Source organism: Streptomyces actinomycinicus (assembly GCF_016741775.1).
Taxonomy (GTDB): Bacteria; Actinomycetota; Actinomycetes; order Streptomycetales; family Streptomycetaceae; genus Streptomyces; species Streptomyces actinomycinicus.
Genome location: NZ_JAERRK010000024.1, coordinates 129,140 through 147,214, shown reverse-complemented (window position 1 = coordinate 147,214; position 18,075 = coordinate 129,140). Strand labels below are relative to the sequence as shown.

The 18,075-nt window shown below is 71.4% G+C and carries 16 protein-coding genes; 5 read left to right on the top strand and 11 right to left on the bottom strand.

Annotated features, from left to right (window positions below; all coding sequences use genetic code 11):
- Positions 1–775: maltotransferase domain-containing protein (locus JK359_RS32985; protein ID WP_201843274.1), on the bottom strand; the 775-nt coding region annotated here is incomplete at its 3' end.
- Between the two features lie 331 nt (positions 776–1,106).
- On the opposite strand from JK359_RS32985, the gene glgP reads away from it, so the two are divergent.
- Complete coding sequence (gene glgP / locus JK359_RS32980; protein WP_201843273.1) at positions 1,107–3,725, top strand: alpha-glucan family phosphorylase; 2,619 nt, start codon at positions 1,107–1,109, stop codon at positions 3,723–3,725.
- A 48-nt stretch (positions 3,726–3,773) separates the two neighbouring features.
- On the opposite strand, the gene JK359_RS32975 is transcribed toward glgP, so the two are convergent.
- The 5 genes from JK359_RS32975 to JK359_RS32955 all read right to left on the bottom strand — a co-directional run bounded on the left by JK359_RS32975 (position 3,774) and on the right by JK359_RS32955 (position 9,140).
- On the bottom strand, positions 3,774–4,055 hold the full coding sequence (locus tag JK359_RS32975) for a hypothetical protein (RefSeq protein ID WP_201843272.1): 282 nt from the start codon (positions 4,053–4,055) through the stop codon (positions 3,774–3,776).
- The gene (locus JK359_RS32970; RefSeq protein ID WP_201843271.1) at positions 4,055–4,624 is read right to left on the bottom strand and encodes an RHS repeat-associated core domain-containing protein; all 570 of its coding nucleotides are present in this window, start codon (positions 4,622–4,624) and stop codon (positions 4,055–4,057) included. The genes JK359_RS32975 and JK359_RS32970 overlap by 1 nt, the downstream gene beginning before the upstream one ends.
- Positions 4,621–5,142, bottom strand: coding sequence for a DUF1990 domain-containing protein (locus tag JK359_RS32965; RefSeq protein WP_201843270.1), 522 nt, complete (start codon positions 5,140–5,142; stop codon positions 4,621–4,623). The genes JK359_RS32970 and JK359_RS32965 overlap by 4 nt, the downstream gene beginning before the upstream one ends.
- Positions 5,143–5,212: 70 nt before the next feature.
- A complete protein-coding gene (locus JK359_RS32960; protein WP_201843269.1) occupies positions 5,213–6,859 on the bottom strand; it encodes a M4 family metallopeptidase in 1,647 nt (548 codons plus the stop codon).
- Between the two features lie 241 nt (positions 6,860–7,100).
- A complete protein-coding gene (locus JK359_RS32955; RefSeq protein ID WP_201843268.1) occupies positions 7,101–9,140 on the bottom strand; it encodes a M4 family metallopeptidase in 2,040 nt (679 codons plus the stop codon).
- Positions 9,141–9,606: 466 nt separating this feature from the next.
- On the opposite strand from JK359_RS32955, the gene amcF reads away from it, so the two are divergent.
- From amcF to JK359_RS32935, 4 genes are read left to right on the top strand one after another with little or no spacing between them, the layout of a single operon-like run.
- Positions 9,607–10,761, top strand: coding sequence for a cispentacin biosynthesis acyltransferase subunit AmcF (gene amcF, locus JK359_RS32950; protein WP_236678809.1), 1,155 nt, complete (start codon positions 9,607–9,609; stop codon positions 10,759–10,761).
- The gene (gene amcG / locus JK359_RS32945; protein WP_201843267.1) at positions 10,758–11,306 is read left to right on the top strand and encodes a cispentacin moiety biosynthesis protein AmcG; all 549 of its coding nucleotides are present in this window, start codon (positions 10,758–10,760) and stop codon (positions 11,304–11,306) included. The genes amcF and amcG overlap by 4 nt, the downstream gene beginning before the upstream one ends.
- Entirely contained in the window at positions 11,303–12,703 is a 1,401-nt protein-coding gene (gene amcH, locus JK359_RS32940; RefSeq protein WP_201843266.1) for an adenylate-forming 2-oxoglutaryl-ACP ligase AmcH, read from the top strand. Before amcG ends, amcH begins: the two co-directional genes overlap by 4 nt.
- 29 nt (positions 12,704–12,732) lie before the next feature.
- On the top strand, positions 12,733–13,422 hold the full coding sequence (locus JK359_RS32935) for a thioesterase II family protein (protein WP_201843265.1): 690 nt from the start codon (positions 12,733–12,735) through the stop codon (positions 13,420–13,422).
- A gap of 114 nt (positions 13,423–13,536) precedes the next feature.
- Here the strand turns inward: JK359_RS32935 and JK359_RS32930 are convergent, their stop codons facing one another.
- The 5 genes from JK359_RS32930 to JK359_RS32910 form a co-directional block, all read right to left on the bottom strand.
- Positions 13,537–14,388 (bottom strand): hypothetical protein, encoded by an 852-nt coding sequence (locus JK359_RS32930; protein WP_201843264.1) that lies wholly within the window; start codon positions 14,386–14,388, stop codon positions 13,537–13,539.
- Positions 14,385–15,428: a methyltransferase gene (locus JK359_RS40250; RefSeq protein WP_201843263.1), complete on the bottom strand. Its 1,044-nt coding sequence runs from the start codon at positions 15,426–15,428 to the stop codon at positions 14,385–14,387. The genes JK359_RS32930 and JK359_RS40250 overlap by 4 nt, the downstream gene beginning before the upstream one ends.
- Positions 15,429–15,496: 68 nt before the next feature.
- Complete coding sequence (locus tag JK359_RS32920) at positions 15,497–16,561, bottom strand: pyridoxal phosphate-dependent aminotransferase (RefSeq protein ID WP_201843262.1); 1,065 nt, start codon at positions 16,559–16,561, stop codon at positions 15,497–15,499.
- Positions 16,558–16,947 (bottom strand): cupin domain-containing protein, encoded by a 390-nt coding sequence (locus JK359_RS32915; protein ID WP_201843261.1) that lies wholly within the window; start codon positions 16,945–16,947, stop codon positions 16,558–16,560. Before JK359_RS32915 ends, JK359_RS32920 begins: the two co-directional genes overlap by 4 nt.
- The gene (locus tag JK359_RS32910) at positions 16,944–18,017 is read right to left on the bottom strand and encodes an SAM-dependent methyltransferase (RefSeq protein ID WP_236678808.1); all 1,074 of its coding nucleotides are present in this window, start codon (positions 18,015–18,017) and stop codon (positions 16,944–16,946) included. The genes JK359_RS32915 and JK359_RS32910 overlap by 4 nt, the downstream gene beginning before the upstream one ends.
- Positions 18,018–18,075 lie beyond the last annotated feature (58 nt).

The window sequence follows — 18,075 nt, the reverse complement described above, 5'->3', positions numbered from 1 at the left end:
CGGTGCCCTCCGAGCGCGGGAAGAACTCGTACCACGAGCCGTACAGGGCCCGTTCGCGCTCCACCAGCAACGGCATCGGCTCGGAGGCGGTGACCAGCTCCCGCAGCGGGTGGCGGGCCAGGACCGCCTCCACCTCCGGGGCCAGGGCCGCCGCGAGCCGCCAGGCCGCCGGACGGTCCTCGTCCCGCAGGGCCGCGACCGCGTCCAGCACGGCCTGCCGCCGCTCCTCCGGAACACCGGCGGCCGCCTGCTCGTACAGCAGCACGCCCTCCGTCAGGACCAGTTCGGTGTCGATGCCGGCCGGGATCTTGATCTGCGCGTGGTGCCGCCAGGTGGTGAGCGGGTCGGACCAGGCCTCCACCGTGTAGGTCCACCGGCCCGGTTCGCCCGCGGTGACGGTGGCGCCCCAGCGGTCGGTGCCGGGGGCGAGTTCCCGCATCGGGGTCCAGGGGCCGGCCCGGCCGGCCGGGTCCCGCAGCACCACGTTCGCCGCGACGGCGTCATGGCCCTCCCGGAACACGGTGGCCGACACCTCGAACGACTCCCCGGTCACGGCCTTGGCGGGCCTGCGGCCGTGCTGGACCACGGGGCGTACGTCGAGGACGGGGATGCGGCCCATGGTGGTGGCCGCGGCCGGGGCGGACCGGTCCCCGGCGGCGGGCGGGCCGGGAGCGGCGGCGGGCGTCGCCCCTTTCCTGCCGGTCGTCTTCTTTCCTGCTGCCTCGGACTTGCTGCTGCTGGTCGATGGTGCTGACGAGTGGTGCGTGGCGGGCATGACCGCTCCTGTCCGCGTCAACGTAGGTGTGGGCGGATGGATATGGGGAGGTGGGTCCTGCGGAGGTGCTGTGGTGCGCCTGTGGGGTGTGTACCGGAGGAGCCTTCCCACCCGGTTCGGGTGGGCAATCCGGCACTTTGTTAACTACTCACGCGTATGTCTACGCACAAGACCGGTCCCGTTTTCCGGGTGCCCGGTGACCGGCTCTCGATGCCCCCCGACACCCCCGCCGGGTACGTCCCCACCGACCGCGCGGTAACCACTACCGTCGGAGGCGACGACGAGGCGCACATCGTGCGTCTCACCACGCACCGCGTCCCGAGGTAGGAATGTGAAGGCGATCCGTCGGTTCACCGTCCGTCCCGTTCTCCCCGACCCCCTCCGGCCGCTGAGCGACCTGGCGCGCAATCTGCGCTGGTCCTGGCATGCGGAAACACGCGATCTGTTCCAGTCCGTCGACCCCGAGGCCTGGGCCGCCGCCGGCGGTGACCCGGTGCGGCTGCTGGGCCGCGTGCGCCCGGCCCGGCTGGCGGAGCTGGCCGGCGACCGGCGGTTCCTGCGCCGGCTCACCGCGGCCGCCGACGACCTCGACGACTACCTGACCGGGGACCGCTGGTACCAGGCGCAGTCCGACGGCCTGCCCGCCGCCGTCGCCTATTTCTCCCCGGAGTTCGGCATCACGGCCGCGCTCCCGCAGTACTCCGGCGGCCTCGGCATCCTCGCCGGCGACCACCTGAAGGCGGCCAGCGACCTGGGTGTACCGCTGATCGGGGTGGGGCTGCTCTACCGGCACGGATACTTCCGGCAGACCCTCTCCCGGGACGGCTGGCAGCAGGAGCACTACCCGGTCCTGGACCCCAACGAGCTGCCCGTCACCCAGGTGAAGGAGTCCGACGGCACCCCGGCGCAGCTCTCGCTCGCGCTGCCCGGCGGCAGGGCGCTGCGCGCCCGGATCTGGCTGGCACAGGTCGGCCGGGTGCCGCTGCTGATGCTCGACTCGGACGTGGAGGACAACGACCTCGGCGAACGCGGCGTGACCGACCGGCTCTACGGCGGCGGCAGCGAACACCGGTTGCTGCAGGAGATGCTGCTCGGGATAGGAGGTGTGCGGGCCGTGCGGACGTACTGCCGGCTCACCGGGCATCCGGAGCCGGAGGTGTTCCACACCAACGAGGGCCACGCCGGCTTCCTGGGCCTGGAGCGCATCGCCGAACTGTGCGCCGGCGGACTGGACTTCGACTCGGCCCTGGAGGCCGTGCGGGGCGGGACCGTCTTCACCACGCACACCCCGGTCCCGGCCGGCATCGACCGCTTCGACCGGGAGCTGGTCGGCCGGCACTTCGGCGCGGACGCCGAACTCCCCGGGATCGACGTGCAGCGGATCCTGGCGCTCGGCATGGAGACCTACCCGGGCGGCGAGCCGAACCTCTTCAACATGGCCGTGATGGGGCTCCGGCTGGCCCAGCGGGCCAACGGGGTGTCGCTGCTGCACGGGCAGGTGAGCCGGGGCATGTTCGCCGGACTGTGGCCGGGATTCGACGCCGAGGAGGTACCGATCACCTCGGTGACCAACGGGGTGCACGCGCCGACCTGGGTGGCGCCGGAGGTGCTGCGGCTCGGTGCCCGGCAGATCGGCGCCCAGCGGGCCGAGGACGCGCTGAGCGTGGGTGGCTCCGAACGCTGGGACTCGGTCACGGACATCCCGGACCAGGACATCTGGGAGCTGCGCCGTACCCTGCGCGAGCAGCTGGTGCTGGAGGTGCGGGAGCGGCTGCGCGTGTCGTGGCGGCAACGCGGGGCCGGCAACGCCGAGTTGGGCTGGATCGACGGCGTCCTGGACCCCGATGTGCTCACCATCGGGTTCGCCCGCCGGGTGCCGTCGTACAAGCGGCTGACGCTGATGCTGCGCGACCGGGACCGCCTGATGGAGCTGCTGCTGCACCCCGACCACCCGGTGCAGATCGTGGTCGCGGGCAAGGCGCATCCCGCGGACGACGGGGGCAAGCGGCTGGTGCAGGAGCTGGTGCGGTTCGCGGACGACCCGCGCGTGCGGCACCGGATCGTCTTCCTGCCCGACTACGGCATGGCGATGGCGCAGAAGCTCTACCCGGGCTGTGACGTGTGGCTGAACAACCCCCTGCGCCCCCTGGAGGCGTGCGGTACGAGCGGGATGAAGGCGGCGCTGAACGGCTGCCTCAACCTCTCGGTGATGGACGGCTGGTGGGACGAATGGTTCCAGCCGGACTTCGGCTGGGCCATCCCCACCGCGGACGGCGCCTGCACCGATCCCGACCGCCGGGACGACATCGAGGCGGCGGCCCTGTACGACCTGCTGGAGCAGCGGGTCGCGCCGCGCTTCTACGAGCGGGGGCGCGGCGGGCTGCCCGACCGCTGGATCGAGATGGTCCGCCAGACCCTCTCGCTGCTCGGCCCGAAGGTACTGGCCGGGCGCATGGTCCGGGAGTACGTCGACCGGCTCTACGCCCCCGCCGCCCAGGCGCACCGGGCACTGACCCCGGACACCGCCCGGGACCTCGCGCAGTGGAAGGCCCGGGTGCGGGCCGCCTGGTCCGGGGTGACCGTGGACCACGTCGAGACCACCGCGACGACGGCGACGGCGGAACTGGGCACCACGCTGGGGCTGCGGGTCCGGGTGGGGCTGGGCGACCTCGGCCCGGACGACGTGGAGGTGCAGGCGGTCTCGGGCCGCGTGGACGCCGAGGACCGCATCACCGACGCCACGGTCGTTCCGCTGAAGCCGACCGGCGCCCCCGACCTGGAGGGCCGCCGCCTCTACGAGGGCCCGCTCTCCCTGGACCGCACCGGCCCCTACGGCTACACGGTCCGCATCCTCCCCACCCATCGCCTGCTCGCCTCGGCCGCGGAACTGGGCCTGCTGGCGGTGCCGTCGGAGGAGGTGGTGGGGGGCGCCGGGGTGCTGCTGAGGTGAGCTGACGTGCGGGGCCGGCGGTAGCCGCGTGGCGTTCGCGCCACGCGGCTACCGTGCGCCGAACGGGTTGACCTCATAAGACTCGTGCACGCCGAGCAGTCGGCATTCCCCGGTCACGCTGTGCACCGAAATAAGGCAGGGCCCGTAAAGGAAATACTTGTCATCCCTCGTGGTGACATACTTCGTGGACTGGAAGGCGAAGTAGTAGAACTCTCCCTTCTGCGCCCTGTAGTTGTCTTCAGGAAACAGGGTGACCTCGTTGTCCCAGTCGGCGGACATCTGCCGGAGGAATCCAGCCGCCAGTTGGCCTGCCTGGTCCATTGTGTACATCAGTTCGTCCTCAGTATTTTGAAAACGTGGCCCGGCAGGCCCGGGACGGGAGACTCTCCCGCGACGATGCCGCGGGCGCCGTGGCCGGCGTTCCGGACATGATCGACCATTCCCCAGAAACTTGTGTCCTGGAAGCTGCCCCCATACACGTTCTCCAGTCGTGCGAGGGACTGAGGCCCCCCGATATATCCAGGCACCGGTTTGATTCCCTGCCCCCGCATGTACTGTTCGAACGCGTCCGCAACATAGGTGCAGTTCATGTTCCCGCCTTCGGGGTTGAACTGCTTGGCCAGGTCGGGATAATTGGGCGTCTCGTACGGCTTGGGCGGGATCGGTGACTTCTGTGAAGCAAGGCCGAGCGGGTCGCAGAGAACGGAAGGACGGTCCACATGTGCGACCGGATTCGCAGCCGGGGCGAGGCCCTGCGGGTCCAGGCTGAGGTACCGGCCGACCTCCGGGTCGTAGTGCCTGAGGTAGTTGTAGTTGAGGCCGGTCTCGGAATCGAAATACCGGCCCGGGAAACGCAGTGGTTCACCGACCGCGGGGGGCGGGAGGTGTTCGCGGGTCATGCTTCGGACAGGCCGGCGCACAGTTTCCGCAGGACCGTGCCGCACCGGCGTGCGTACGCGTGCTGGAGGCCACGGGTCGCCGGTCCGCCCGCCCGGGCGTACCACTTGGCCGCCCTGCTGAACGCGGCGACGGTCAGCCAGACCGTGCCGTCGCCCGTCCGGTCGACCACGAAGGCCTCCTCACCGCACTCGGGGTGGCCTTCCAGGGTGCCGTAGGCCCAGCCGGCGCGGCGGTGTTCCTCGGCCGTCCAGACTATGCGGCAGGGTGCCTTGACGATGCCGGCCAGGGTGACCGTGACGTCGACGGCGGGGGCCGCGCGGTCGGCCGTGGCGTCTATGCCGACGCCCAGCGCCCGGTGCATCTCCCAGGTCAGGACCGCTTCAGAGGCCCGCCGGAAGACCTCGTGGCCCTCGCCGAGGCGGGTGCGGACGAACATGGGGTGGAAGCCGGGCGGGCAGAACGTCAGGTCACCGCGGGTCGCGCCGACCGGCTCGTAGGTGAAGAGCGCCGAGGACATGGGTCACAAGGGTAGGGCGGCACCCGGAAGACCTTCTTCCCGGGTACCGCCCTGTGTCGTTGCCCTGCGGTCAGGCGACGTTGACCGCCGACCAGGCCGCCGCGACGGCCTTGTACTCGGTGCTGGTGGAGCCGTACAGCGCGGACGCCGCGTTCAGGGTCGCCGTGCGGGCGGCCTTGTAGTTGGTCGTCGACGTCATGTACGTCGTCAGCGCCTTGTACCAGATCTGCAGCGCCTTGGCGCGGCCGATGCCGGTGACCGTGGAGCCGTTGGAGGTCGGCGAGTTGTAGGTCACGCCGTTGATCGTCTTCGAACCGCTGCCCTCGGCCAGGAGGTAGAAGAAGTGGTTCGCGACACCGGACGAGTAGTGCACGTCCTTGTTGCCGACGGTGGAGGACCAGTAGTCCGCCGAGCCGCCGTCCTTGCTGGGCTTGTCCATGTAGCGCAGCGGGGTGCCGTCGCCGTTGATGTCGATCTTCTCGCCGATGAGGTAGTCACCGACGTCGGAGGAGTTGTTCGCGAAGAACTCGACACCCGTGCCGAAGATGTCCGAGGTGGCCTCGTTCAGGCCGCCGGACTCACCGGAGTAGTTCAGGCCCGCGGTGTTGGAGGTGACGCCGTGGCTCATCTCGTGGCCCGCGACGTCCAGCGAGGTCAGCGGGTCGACGTTGCCCTCGCCGTCGCCGTACGTCATGCAGAAGCAGCTGTCGTCCCAGAACGCGTTCACGTAGGCGTTGCCGTAGTGGACGCGCGAGTAGGCGCCGACACCGTCGTTCTTGATGCCGCTGCGGCCGAAGCTGCTCTTGTAGAAGTCCCAGGTCTCGGCCGCGCCGTAGGCGGCGTCGGCGGCCGCGGTCTGGTCGGAGGAGGAGCTGGAGGCCGTACCGGTGCCGAAGACGTTGCTCGAGCTGGCCACCAGGGTGCCCTTGCCCGACGTTCTGCGCGCCAGGTTGTAGGTCTTGTGACCGCCCCGCGCGCCGTCGGTGAGCTGGTACGTCGAGCCCGACAGCGTGCTGTTGAGGCTGACCGTGCCGGAGTACAGCGTCTTGCCGGTGCCGGTCGCGTTCTCGATGCCCTGGTACTCGTAGAGCTTCTTGCCGGTGGCGGCGTCGGTGATGACGTGCAGCCGGTTCGGGGTGCCGTCGTCCTGCAGGCCGCCGACGACCGTCTCGAAGGCGAGGACGGGCTTGCCGGAGCCGGCCCAGATCACCTTGCGGGCGCCGTCCGCGGTGGTCTTGGCGGAGCCGAGCGTCTTGGCGGCGGACACCGCCTGCTTCTCGGCCTTGGCGGCGGTGATCTGCGGCTTGAGCGAGGCCACCTTGATGGCCGACTTGGCGGCCTTGGTGACGCCCTCGGTCCGGCCGGACTTGGCGGTGTGGACGATCAGGTCGCCGCCGAGCACGGGCAGGCCCGCGTAGGTGCGCTCGTAGCGGGTGTGGACGGTGCCGTCGACGTCCTTGACGACGTCCTTGACGACCAGCTTCTCCTGGGCGCCGAGGCCTATCGCCCGGGCGGTGCCGGCGGCGCCGGCCTGGGCCTGCTGGATCAGGGTGGTGCGGGCCGCCGCGGACAGCGTGGTCGGGGCCGCGGCCAGCGGCTTCGCCGAGGTCTGGGCGGTGGCGCTGGTGGTCACACCGGTGGCGAGGAGGGCTCCGGCCGCGACGGCGGTGGCGATGGCCAGAGTGGTGCGCTTTTGACGCGCGTAGAGGGGGCTCACAGAAGCTCCTTCTCGTGGGGAGTCCGGCCAGGGTGGGGCCACTGGCCGACTGTGTGGGGTGGTGAGGTTCTGCGGCGGGTGCAGAGAGAGTGACATCAGGGGCGCGTACATGTCAGGACCCCGAAGTGATGTTGGCTCAAACTCGTCGGCCTGGTGAACGTTTCGGGAAAGTGAACGAGCGCCGCCCGAGGGTCTCCCACCCCCGGACGGCGCCGTGTTTGCAGGCTTTGTGGCGTGCGGTTTACGGGAAGGTCAGCTTCCAGCTGTTGATCGTTCCCGTGTCGTACGCGGCTTGATCCTGCACCTTCAGCTTCCAGGTGCCATTGGCCGGTTCGGCGGAGGCGTTGACCGTGTAGGTCTCGTTCACGTTGTCCGCGGAGTCGGAGCCGCTGAAGTTCTTCAGCCGGTAGGCGGTGCCCGAGGGACCGACGAGATCGATCACCAGGTCGCCCCGCCAGGTGTGCGAGATGTCGACGCTCACCGAGAGGTTGCCCGGCGCGTTGCCGGTCCGGCCGGAGACCGTGATGTCCGAGGTGACGGCCGGCCCGTTGTCCGGGACGGCCACCGGCGTGGTGCTCTCGTACGACGTACCGCCGCCGCCTCCGCCACCGGAGCGTGAGCCGACACCGACGCCCGCCCAGGCGTCCTGCACCGCCTTGTACTCGGCGCTGGTGGTGCCGTACAGCTCACCGGCCGCCGCCAGGGTGCCGGTGCGGGCACCGGCGTAGTTCGTGGTGGACGTCCACTTGGTGCTCAGCGCCCGGTACCAGATCTGCAGCGCCTTGTCCCGGCCGATGCCGGTGACCGGAAGGTTGTCCGCCGTCGGCGAGTTGTAGCTGACGCCGTTGACGACCTTGGCGCCGCTGCCCTCGCTCAGCAGGTAGAAGAAGTGGTTCGCGGGGCCGGACGAGTAGTGCACGTCGACGCCGCCGATGCCCGAGTACCAGTTGTCCTTGGACGCGCCGTCCTTGCTCGGCTTGTCCATGTAGCGCAGCGGGGTGCCGTTGCCGTTGATGTCGATCTTCTCGCCGACGAGGTAGTCGCCGACGTCCTTGGCGTTGTTCGCGTAGAACTCCACGCCGGCGGCCATGATGTCGCTGGTCGCCTCGTTCAGACCGCCGGACTCGCCGCTGTAGGTGAGGTTGGCGGTGGCCGAGGTGACGCCGTGGCTCATCTCGTGGCCGGCGACGTCGATCGAGGTCAGCGGCTTGGCGTTGCCGGAGCCGTCGCCGTAGGTCATGCAGAAGCAGCTGTCGTTCCAGAACGCGTTGACGTACGAGTTGCCGTAGTGGACGCGGGAGTAGGCGCCGACGCCGTTGTTCTTGATGCCGGTGCGGCCGAAGGTGCTCTTGTAGAAGTCCCACGTGAGCGCTGCACCGTAGTGGGCGTCCGCGCCGGCGGTGGCCGCGTCGGAGTTGCTGCCGTTGCCCCAGGTGTCACCGGACTGCGAGTACAGGGTGCCGGTGCCCGAGGTGCCGTGGTTCAGGTTGTACGTCTTGTGGCCGCCGCGCGCCCCGTCGGTGAGCGTGTACGTCGAGCCCGACTGGGTCGTGGTCAGCGTGACCTGGCCGCTGTACTGGGTGTTGCCGACGCCGTTCCTGATGCCCTGGTACTCGTAGAGCTTCTTGCCGGTGGCGGCGTCGGTGATGACGTGCAGCTGGTTCGGGGTGCCGTCGTCCTGGAGGCCGCCGACGACCGTCTCGTAGGCGAGGACGGGCTTGCCGGTCGCCGCCCAGATCACCTTGCGCACGCTGTCCGCCGCCGACTTGGTCCCGCCGAGCGCCTTCGCCCGCTGCACGGCCTGCTTCTCGGCCGCGGCCCTCGACACGGCCGGGGTGAGACCCGCGACCTTCACCGTGGCGTTCGTGGCCCTGATGACGTCCATGGTCTTGCCCGACTTGGCGGTCTCGACCACCAGGTCGCCGCCGAGCACCGGCAGGCCCCCGTACGTCCGCTCGTACCGGGTGTGGAGCGTGCCGTCGGCGTCCTCGACGACGTCCTTGACGACCAGCCGCTCCTTGCCGCCCAGGCCGATCTGCCGGGCGGTGGCGCTCTTCGCGGCGTCGGCGTGCCGGATCAGCTCGGCGCGCTGCGAGGGCGTGAGCTTGACGGCCACGTGGGCCGGGTTCGCCTTGCCCGGCTGCGGCTTCGCCGGCGCGGCGTCGGCCACGCCCGCCTGCACGGCGGCGGCGATCAGGGCGGCGACACCGGCGAGGGCGACGGTGGCGGTGCGGCGGTGCGGGCTGTGGGAGGTGCGTCCGCGAGAGGAATTGCTTCTCAACACTGACTCCTTCTGCGTGACCACGGAGGACCGCGGCCAGGGGAGACCGGACGGTGGGTTGGGGCGTCCGGGCAGAACAGGGCGTTGCGCGGAACCAGGTGCACGTGCTGAGCCGCTCACACAGACGTGCAGAAGCTGTGGGGTAGCTGTGAGTCGGCTTGGGCAGAGTGGCAGGAGATCTGGCCATCTGTCAGGACCGCGTCACAAACTTGGCCGGAAATGGTTCGTTGTCCGGATGTTCAGGTTCGATAAACGGACTGTTGGGCGGGGCTGCGTCCGGCCGGACCGTCCCGCCGGAACCGGCACGCGAGCTGACGCGTCATCGGACACCGGGGGCCGGCGTCCCTTGCCACCCCAGAACCCGTCGTTTAAAATAAGATTGCGCTATGCAAATAAATCTCGATCAGCAAATCGAGGTCAAACAGAGCAACGCTCGGAGCCATTCTCGGAGCACTTGGGGGATTAATTGGGGGGGTCTGAAGTCGCCGACCGCGACCGGGCCGTGTGCATCACCGGAATCGGCTGGACCACAGCGCTCGGTGACGGCCTCGACGGGGTATGGCAGCAGCTGATGAACGGCCGCAGCGGCATCCGGCCCCTCCCGGCCGACGGCCCGCTGCCGGCACCCGCCGCGGCTCTCCTGACGGACGGCGTCCCGGCCGGCCCCCCGTCCGAGCGCCAGGTCCGGCTCGCCGTCACCACCGCGTCCGCCGCCCTGCGCCACGCCGGCTGCCCGGCCGGGGACGTCGACACCCTCGTCCTCGGCAGCAGCCTCGGCCCGCACCTGGACGACGCCGCCGAGATCCCGCCGCACACCCTGACCGACACCGTCGCCCGGCAGCTCGGCGTGGCCCGGTCCGCATCGGTGAGCACCGCCTGCTCGTCCGGCGCCGACGCGCTGCTGGCCGGCGCCGCCCTGCTCACCGGCGGTGAGGCCGAGCGCTGCCTGTGCGGCGGCATCGACCTGCTGACCACCGGCAAGCTCCTCGGCCACCAGGCGCTCGGCACCCTCTCCGCCTCCGGCACCGTCCGCCCCTTCGACACCGGCCGCGACGGCACCCTCTTCGGCGAGGGCGCTGGCTTCCTGCTGCTGGAGACCCGGGCCGCGGCCACCGCGCGCGGCGCCCGCATCCTGGGTGAACTGGCCGGCTGGGGCGCGTCCAACGACGGCACCGGCCCCACCGCCCCCGACGACACCGGCGCCGGGGCGGTCCTCGCCGTGCGGCGCGCCCTGGCCCGGGCCGGTGCGGACCCCGCCGACATCGCCGTGATCAACGCCCACGGGACCGGCACCCTCGCCAACGACACGGCGGAAGCCGCCTGTTACGGCACCGTCTTCCGTGACGAGCCGGGCCCGGTCGTCTTCGCCACCAAGCCCGCCTTCGGCCACACCCTCGGCGCCACCGGCGCCCTGGAGGCCGTCGCCCTGCTCCTCGCGCTGCGGCACGGCACCGTGCCCCCGCTCCACCAGACCCGCACCGTCATGCCGGAACTCACGCTGCCCCTGGCGGCCGGCGGCGGCCGGAAGATCACCGGCACCCTCGGCATCAGCCTCACCCTCGGCTTCGGGGGCTTCAACACCTGCCTCCTGCTGGCGGCGACGGACGGGGGACCGGCGTGAACCAGGCCCAGTGGTGCCCCGAAGGCACCGTGCTCACCGGCGCGGCGACCGTCGAGGTGGACGACCCGCGTACGGTCCGCCGCCGTGTCTCCGGGGTCTACGCCGACCCGGTGGCCTGGCTGATGGCCGAGGCCGTGGCGGCCGCGCTGCAGGAGTGCGGCACAGCCGCCCCCGACCGGCCCGAGGAGGTCGGGGTGATCGGGGTGAGCGAGCACGCCACCCGGATCACCCTGCGCGCGCTCGCCGACGCCGTCCCGCAGGGCCGGCTCTCGCCCATGCGGTTCGCCGGCGCCGGCCCGGGTGCCCTGATCGGCATGGTCTGTTCGGCGTTCGGCTTCCACGGGCCGGTGTCGATGCTGCCCATGCCCCTGGCGCCGGCCGCGCCGCTGGCCAGAGCCCTGTGCGGCGACTGGCTGCTCGGCGACCCGCCCGGCGCCGCGCACGTCCTGGTCGTCACCCACGCCACGACCGACGAAGGCAAGCACCAGGCGCACTGCCTGGTCGTCAGTGGGCCGACGCCCACGCGGAGGCTCCCGAGAACATGACCCCGCAGAACATGACGGAGCAGCACCTCGACCCCGCCCTGGTGGCCGAGTTCCTCGCCCGCATCGAAGAGGTGTCGCCGGCCGGGGACGCCGGCCTGCCCGAGCTGCCCGCTCTGGTGGACCGGTTCGCGGCGCTGCCCGCCCCGCCCGGCGCCGTCGTCGTGATCGCCCTGCCCAACGGCATCCGCGCCCTGCGGTTCTTCTTCGCCGTCTCCCTCGCCGGACACACCCCCGTCCTGCTGTCTCCCTCGACCCCGGTCACCCGGGTCCGCGAGGTGGCCCGCGAACTGGGTGCCTGCGCGCTGGTCCGGGCGGCGATCCGCACGGAGGGCGTCACCGGCGTCACCCACATCGGCGGCGCCGACCTGGGCGTCTTCACCGACTGGCCGTACCTGCACCACGGGCCCGGCCACGTGATCCTGATGAGTTCCGGCACCTCCGGCATGGCCACCGGCTGCCTGCACCGGATGGACGCCCTGCTGCGCAACGCCCGCCGGCACAGCCGCTCCATCGGCCAGCGGCCGGGTGACACCGCGCTGGTCAGCCTGCCGGTCTACTACTCCTTCGCCCTGGTGGCGCAGGTACTGGGCGGTCTCGTCAGCGGCTCCAGCCTGGTCATGGCCGGCCCGCCGTTCTCGGTGGCCAACTACCTGGAGACGGTCACCGCCCGGGACGTCACCCTCTCGTCCCTCACCCCGAGCCTGGTCAAGTCGGTCGTCACCGCGGGCGGCGAACTGCCCGCCCCGCTGCGCACGCTCACCGTCGGCGGCCAGGCCCTCGACCCGTCGTACGTCTCCCGGCTGCTGAAACTCAACCAGGAGCTGGGTCTGTACGTGACCTACGGGCTGACCGAGGCCGGTCCCCGGGTGTCCACGCTCGCCGCGCACCGCGAGCCCCCGCACCGGCACGGCTCGGTCGGCCTGCCCGTGGCCGGCGTCGAGGTCCTCACCCGCCCCACCGACACCGGGGAGCGGGAGCTGCTGGTGCGTTCCGACACCGTCTACCGGCGCCGGGTCGGCGAGCCGGCCCCCTCCAAGCGCGGCGACCTGATCGAGCCGGACCTGCTGGCGACCGGCGACATGGGGCACGTGGACGACGACGGATACGTGTACATCCACGGCCGTTCCTCGGACTTCGCGATGGTGCGCGGCGAGAAGGTGTCCACGGCCACCGTGCGCCGGGCCGCCGAGTCACTGCCCGGCGTGGTCCGCGCCGCGACCCGGATCGCCGGCTTCGACGACGACTCCGCCGTCGTGGAACTCGACGTCTACGTGGACGAGGCCGCGCCCCCCTCGGAGACGGACATGCGGCGCCACCTGCGGTCCCTGCTGACCCGCAACGAACTGCCGCGGACCGTCCGCATCCAGCCCCTGAGCGCCGGCGAGCACCACAAGTGACGGCGCCGGAACCCCTCACCCTGTACTGCGTGCCGCACGCCGGCGGCTCCGCCCGCAGCTTCGTGCGCTGGCGGCGGGAACTGCCGCCGCAGCTGCGGGCGCTGCCCCTGGAGATCGCCGGCAAGGGCCTGCGCTCCCGCGAGCCCCGGCAGGCGACCCTGCGCGAGGCGGCCACCGACCTCGCCCTGCGCATCGACCCGCCGGGCCGGTACGCGCTCCTCGGCCACAGCATGGGCGGCCTGCTGGCCTACGAGGCCGCCCGCGCCCTGCACGCGCTCGGCCGGCCCGCTCCCGAGTTCGTCGTCGTCGCCGCGACCCGCCCACCGCATCTGCTCGGCGCGTCGCCCTACGGCCCGCTGCTCGGCCTGGGTGACGACGACGCCCTCCTCGACGCGCTCGCCGACCACGGCCGCATCCCGCCGGAGGTACGCCGGTCCCCGATGCGCCACCAGTTCGTGCCGGTCATCCGCGGCGACCTCGCCCTGGTCGCCGGTCACCGGCCCGACCCGGCGCCCGAGCCCCTGCCGAGCGACCTCATCAGCTGGTACGGCACCGGCGACGCGGACACCCCGCCCGAGGTGATGGCCGACTGGCGGCACTACACGCGCGGCGCGCACCGCGCCGAGGGCTTCGAGGGCGGCCACTTCTTCCCGCACGAGCGCTTCGAGGAGGTCACGGCCCGCCTGCTGGAACTGGCACAGCAGCGCGCGGGCCGCTGACCGGCGCGGCACCGCCGGAGGGGCCGCCGGCAGCAGCGCGCGGGCCGGTGGGGCAACAAAGAGAGCGGGCCGCCGACCTCGAGGTCGGCGGCCCGCTCTCTCGTCACGGCCGGTTCAGTGCTGCACGGGGCACCCGTTGCCGCTGCCCCGCACCGGGGCGTCGGTGTCGTGCCGGGTCCCCAGCAGCCAGTACGCCTCCTCCGCCGCCCGCCACAGCTCCGGGAACAGCGGCAGCTGCGAACGGGACTCCAGCGTGGACAGCGACCGCCCGCCCAGGCTCTGCGGCAGCTCCGCCGCCCCGTCCTCGGCGTTCTCCTTGCGCAGCCCCGGCTGTCCGCCCAGCTGCGACCAGACCATGATCAGGTGGTGCTGCTTCCAGCCGGAGACGCTGCTGTCCAGCTTGAGCATCGCCTCGCGGACCAGGGCCAGCGACTGCGCCTGCGGCGAGCTGGGACCGGTGTAGCCGTCGTCCTGCTGGGCGATCACGTCCTGCAGGGACAGCCCGGCGCGCTCCACCGCCTGCTCGTACGCCTTCCACACCGGGCGGGCCACCCGGCGCAGGTTCCGGTAGCCGGGGGAGTCCAGGCCGGTGGCGTCCTCGGGCAGGGCGTTGCGCATCATCAGCAGGCTGTGCTGCGGCAGATGGTCGGTGAGCAGCCGTACCGCCTGCACCGTGACCTCGCTCAGGCCGGTGGCCCGGTCGAACAGCCGTACCGCCTGCTGGTGGCGGTCGTTGTCCAGGTGGGTGATCGCCCGGCGCAGCTCGTAGTGGATCTGCACCCAGGCGTACTCGGTGATGAGATGCGTGACCTGGAAGAACCGCTGGTCGGGGTGTTCGGTCTCGCTCTCCGGGACCAGCGCGCCGAGGGCGTCGGTGAGGTTCAGGACGTTCTCGTAGTTGCTGCCCCGGTCGAAGTCGTACGACAGCAGGGCGTTGGGCTCGTCCGGGTTCAGCGAGCGCTTCACCGCGTCTCCCCCTTGGTGAACTCGATCAGCCAGTGTCCGGGCAGCTCGAACTTCTTCGCGTCCGTGAGGGTGAGCCCCACCTCGCCGCCGAGGGTGCGCAGATCGTCCAGGCTGCGCTCCCGGCCGCCGAGCAGGACCAGCATCAGCAGGTCGGCGTAGCTCGCCATCACCGGGTCCTTGCCGCTGTCCAGCAGCCGCTCCACGACGACGACCCGGCCGCCGGCCTCGAGGGCCTCGGCACAGCGGCCGAGGATGCGGACCGCGTCCCGGTCGCTCCAGTTGTGCAGCGTGTTGGCGATCAGGTAGACGTCGCCGCCGGCCGGCATCGGCTCGAAGAAGCTGCCCGGTACCAGCTCGCAGCGGTCGGCGACCTGGGCGGTCGTGCCCTTGGCCTCCTCGATGACGCTCTCCAGCTCCAGCAGGGTGCCGCGCAGCGCCGGGTGCTCGGTGAGCAGCTTCAGCAGCAGCGAGCCGTTGCCGCCGCCGACGTCCACGACGTGCTTGACGGACGCCCAGTCGTAGATCCGGGCCAGTTCCGGGACGAGCCGGCCGGCGATGCGGGCGATGCCCGCGTTGAAGGACTTCTCGATGTCCGGGTGGGCCTCGAGGTCCGCCCAGAAGGGCCGCCCGTGCGCCTGCTCGTACACCGGCAGACCGGTGCGCACGGCGTCCATGAGCCTGCCGATGGCCGGCTCGAAGCGGGCCTCCATCGCCCGGCTGGGGTCCTCGTAGTCCAGCCAGCGGCGCAGGTTGCTCGGGTGGTCGCTGAGCAGCACCCGGCCCACGTCGGTCAGCTCGTAGGTCTTCTCCCCGCCCTCGGGGGCCTCGGCCTCCGAGAAGAGGCCGAGGAGGCTGACGTAGTGCAGGACGCGGCCCAGGGACTGCTCGTCGGTGCCGGTCTCGGCGGCCAGCGCGGCCACGCTCCGGTGCCCCTGCTCCACCAGGTCGGGCAGGCGGAGGGTCGCGGTCATGCGCACGGCGGTGGGCGTGAACCCGGAGCCCAGCGCGAGGATCGTGTTCAGGGGGTCTTGACGGAACACGTCATTGCTCCTTGTCGTTCTCGTTCAGCGGTTTCGCCGGGCATCCCGGAAAAGTTCCAGAAGTCACATCAGGGGTTTTTCTCGATCTCGTCGAGGGCGTCCAGGAACCGGACGAGGTCCTCCTGGGTGCCGAGCGACGTGCGTATGTACCCGGGGAATCCGAACAGCCCTGCATTGCGAACGAGAATGCCGAAATCGGCGGCGAGACGGTCCTGTGCCAGGGCGCAGTCCCGGGCCGCGACCGCGACGAAGTTGGTCATGGAGGGCAGATGGCCCCGGCCGCGGCGGTCCAGTTCCGCGGTGAACCAGCTGCGCCGCTCGGCGTTGGACCGGCGCACCCCGTCGAGGAAGTCCCGGTCGCCGAGGGCGCTGACGGCCGCCGCCTGCCCGAGCCGGTTCACGCTGAACGGCAGGGAACGCAGCGTCTGCCGCAGCGCCGTGATCAGCGCGGGCTGCCCGACGGCGTAGCCGATGCGCAGCGCGGCCAGGCCGTAGGCCTTGGAGAAGGTGCGCAGCGCGACGACCGGCGCGCCCTCCTCCAGCAGTTCGCGGGCCTGCGGGACGTCCGGGCCGGCGAACTCCATGTAGGCCTCGTCGAACACCAGCGGCACCCCGCTGCGCCCGGAGGCCTCGACCAGGGCGGCGAGTTCCTCTCGGGTGTGGGCCGCTCCGCTGGGGTTGTGCGGGTTGCAGAGGTAGCCGATCCCGTGCTCGGGCAGCAGCGCTGCGAAGCCCTCCGTGTCGATGGCCGTGCCGCTCAGCGGTACGGAGGTGCAGCCGCGGCCCGTCATTTCCAGGCAGGTGCGGTAGCCGGGGAAGGTGCCCTCGGTGACGAGGCCGGGGCGGCCGCGGTCGCCGAAGGTGAGCGAGGTGGCGAGGACCAGTTCGTCGCTGCCGTTGGCGACCGCGATGTGCTCCGGGGTGACGTCCCAGTGCTCCGCGAGCGCGTGGATCAGCTCCTGGCGCTCGGGGTCCGGGTAGACGTTGACCCGCCCCAGCTCGCGCTCGGCCGCCTGCAGAGCCGTCTTGCTGGCGCCGTAGGGGCTCTCGCTGAGGTGCAGGCGGATCAGGTCGTCGGCCCCGGGGATGCTCGCGTTGAACGACCTGCCGGGTGCGGCGGGGGGCGGGGTCACAGAGTGTCCCCCAGCAGGACGCCGAAGCAGTAACTGCCGACCTCGGCCTCGAGGGTCAGGAAGCAGTGCTCGCTGCCGGCCGGGATGCGCATCACGGCGGGCGAGACCAGCTCGTGCCGCTTCCCGTCGAGCTGGACCTCGATGCGGGCGCCGCCCTTGTTCGGGGACACCAGCAGGTACAGCTCGTCGACCGGGTGGGTGTGCGGCGCGGCGACGGGCTTGCCGATCAGGGCGCTGAGTTCACCGCCGGCCAGCTGTACGGGCAGGCCGCCGAACATGTCGGCGGTGAGGTAGAACGGCGCGGGCTGGTGGTGGCCGGCCACGGCGAGGGGGATGGGCAGGTCCTCGACGATCTCGGCGTCGCCCGGACGTCGCTCGCTGGTCACTGGGCCTCCAGGACGAAGAGGTAGGTGTGCGGGGCGCCGAAGGGGATGGTCCGGCGCAGGTGCAGGCCGCCCTCGCGGAAGAGGTTCTCGTACTCCTCGCGCGTGTAGATCGGGACGCCCATCAGGGCGTGCGCCAGCTCGAAGCCGCTGGAGAAGACCGGGAGGTTCTCGTTCTCGCCGCGCGGGCGCACGGTGGTGTCGCCGAGCAGGAAGGTGTGCGCGTTCGGGAACGCCTTGCGCAGCGCCGGGATGACGTCCATCCGGGTGCTCGGGTCGACCAGCAGGTCGTGCAGGAACATGAAGCTCATCGCGACGTCGACCTGGTCGGCGCCCTCGATGCGGCGGCCCCGGAAGAGGACGTCCAGGACGTCGGCGCAGATCGGCTGGACCCGGTCGGTCAGGCCGTGGCGTTCGACGGTGCCGGCGGCCAGCTGGGTGGCCGAGGCGCTGATGTCCAGGCCCAGACCGCGTGCCCCCGGGCGGGACTTGACGAGGCGGCAGACGCGCTCGCTGATACCGCTGCCGAGGTCGGCGAGGACCGAGAAGTCCAGCTCGGCGACCTGCTCGTCGAGCAGGTGCCGCATCATCGCCAGGTCGGCCTGGGCCGAACCGAGCGCGACCATGGCCTCGTTGCGCAGGACGTCCTTGCCGAATACGCGCTCTCCGCGCGTGATGGACGCGGCGCTCGCGAACACGTCGTGGTAGCCGCCGACTCCCCAGGTGAAGAACCCGAGCTTACGGCGCAGGTCGTCCCAGGCCGGTGCGGGCGTCACCTGGCCGTCGGTCACGACCAGGAATCCGAAGGACTCCGCCGCGGACAGCAGGCGGCGGAACACCGTCTCGTCCAGCTGCTGCGCCCGGCAGTACTCCGGGACGTCGAGCCGGCCGTTCTCGTCGAACCAGGCGAAGAGCCCCAGCTGTTCCAGGGCGAAGACGACGTTCGTGGAAATGAATCCGTTGAACGCGGTGTCGGCGTCGAACGGGGTCTTCGCGTCTCCACGCCAGTCCGCGGGGAGGAAAACGCTTTCGCCTGCCTCGGGTATGCCGTCGCGGGAAACGGGAGCAGTCACAAGAAGAGCCTTCCTTGTTCAGTCGATGCCGGCGGCATCTCGGTCGGAGCCGACGACG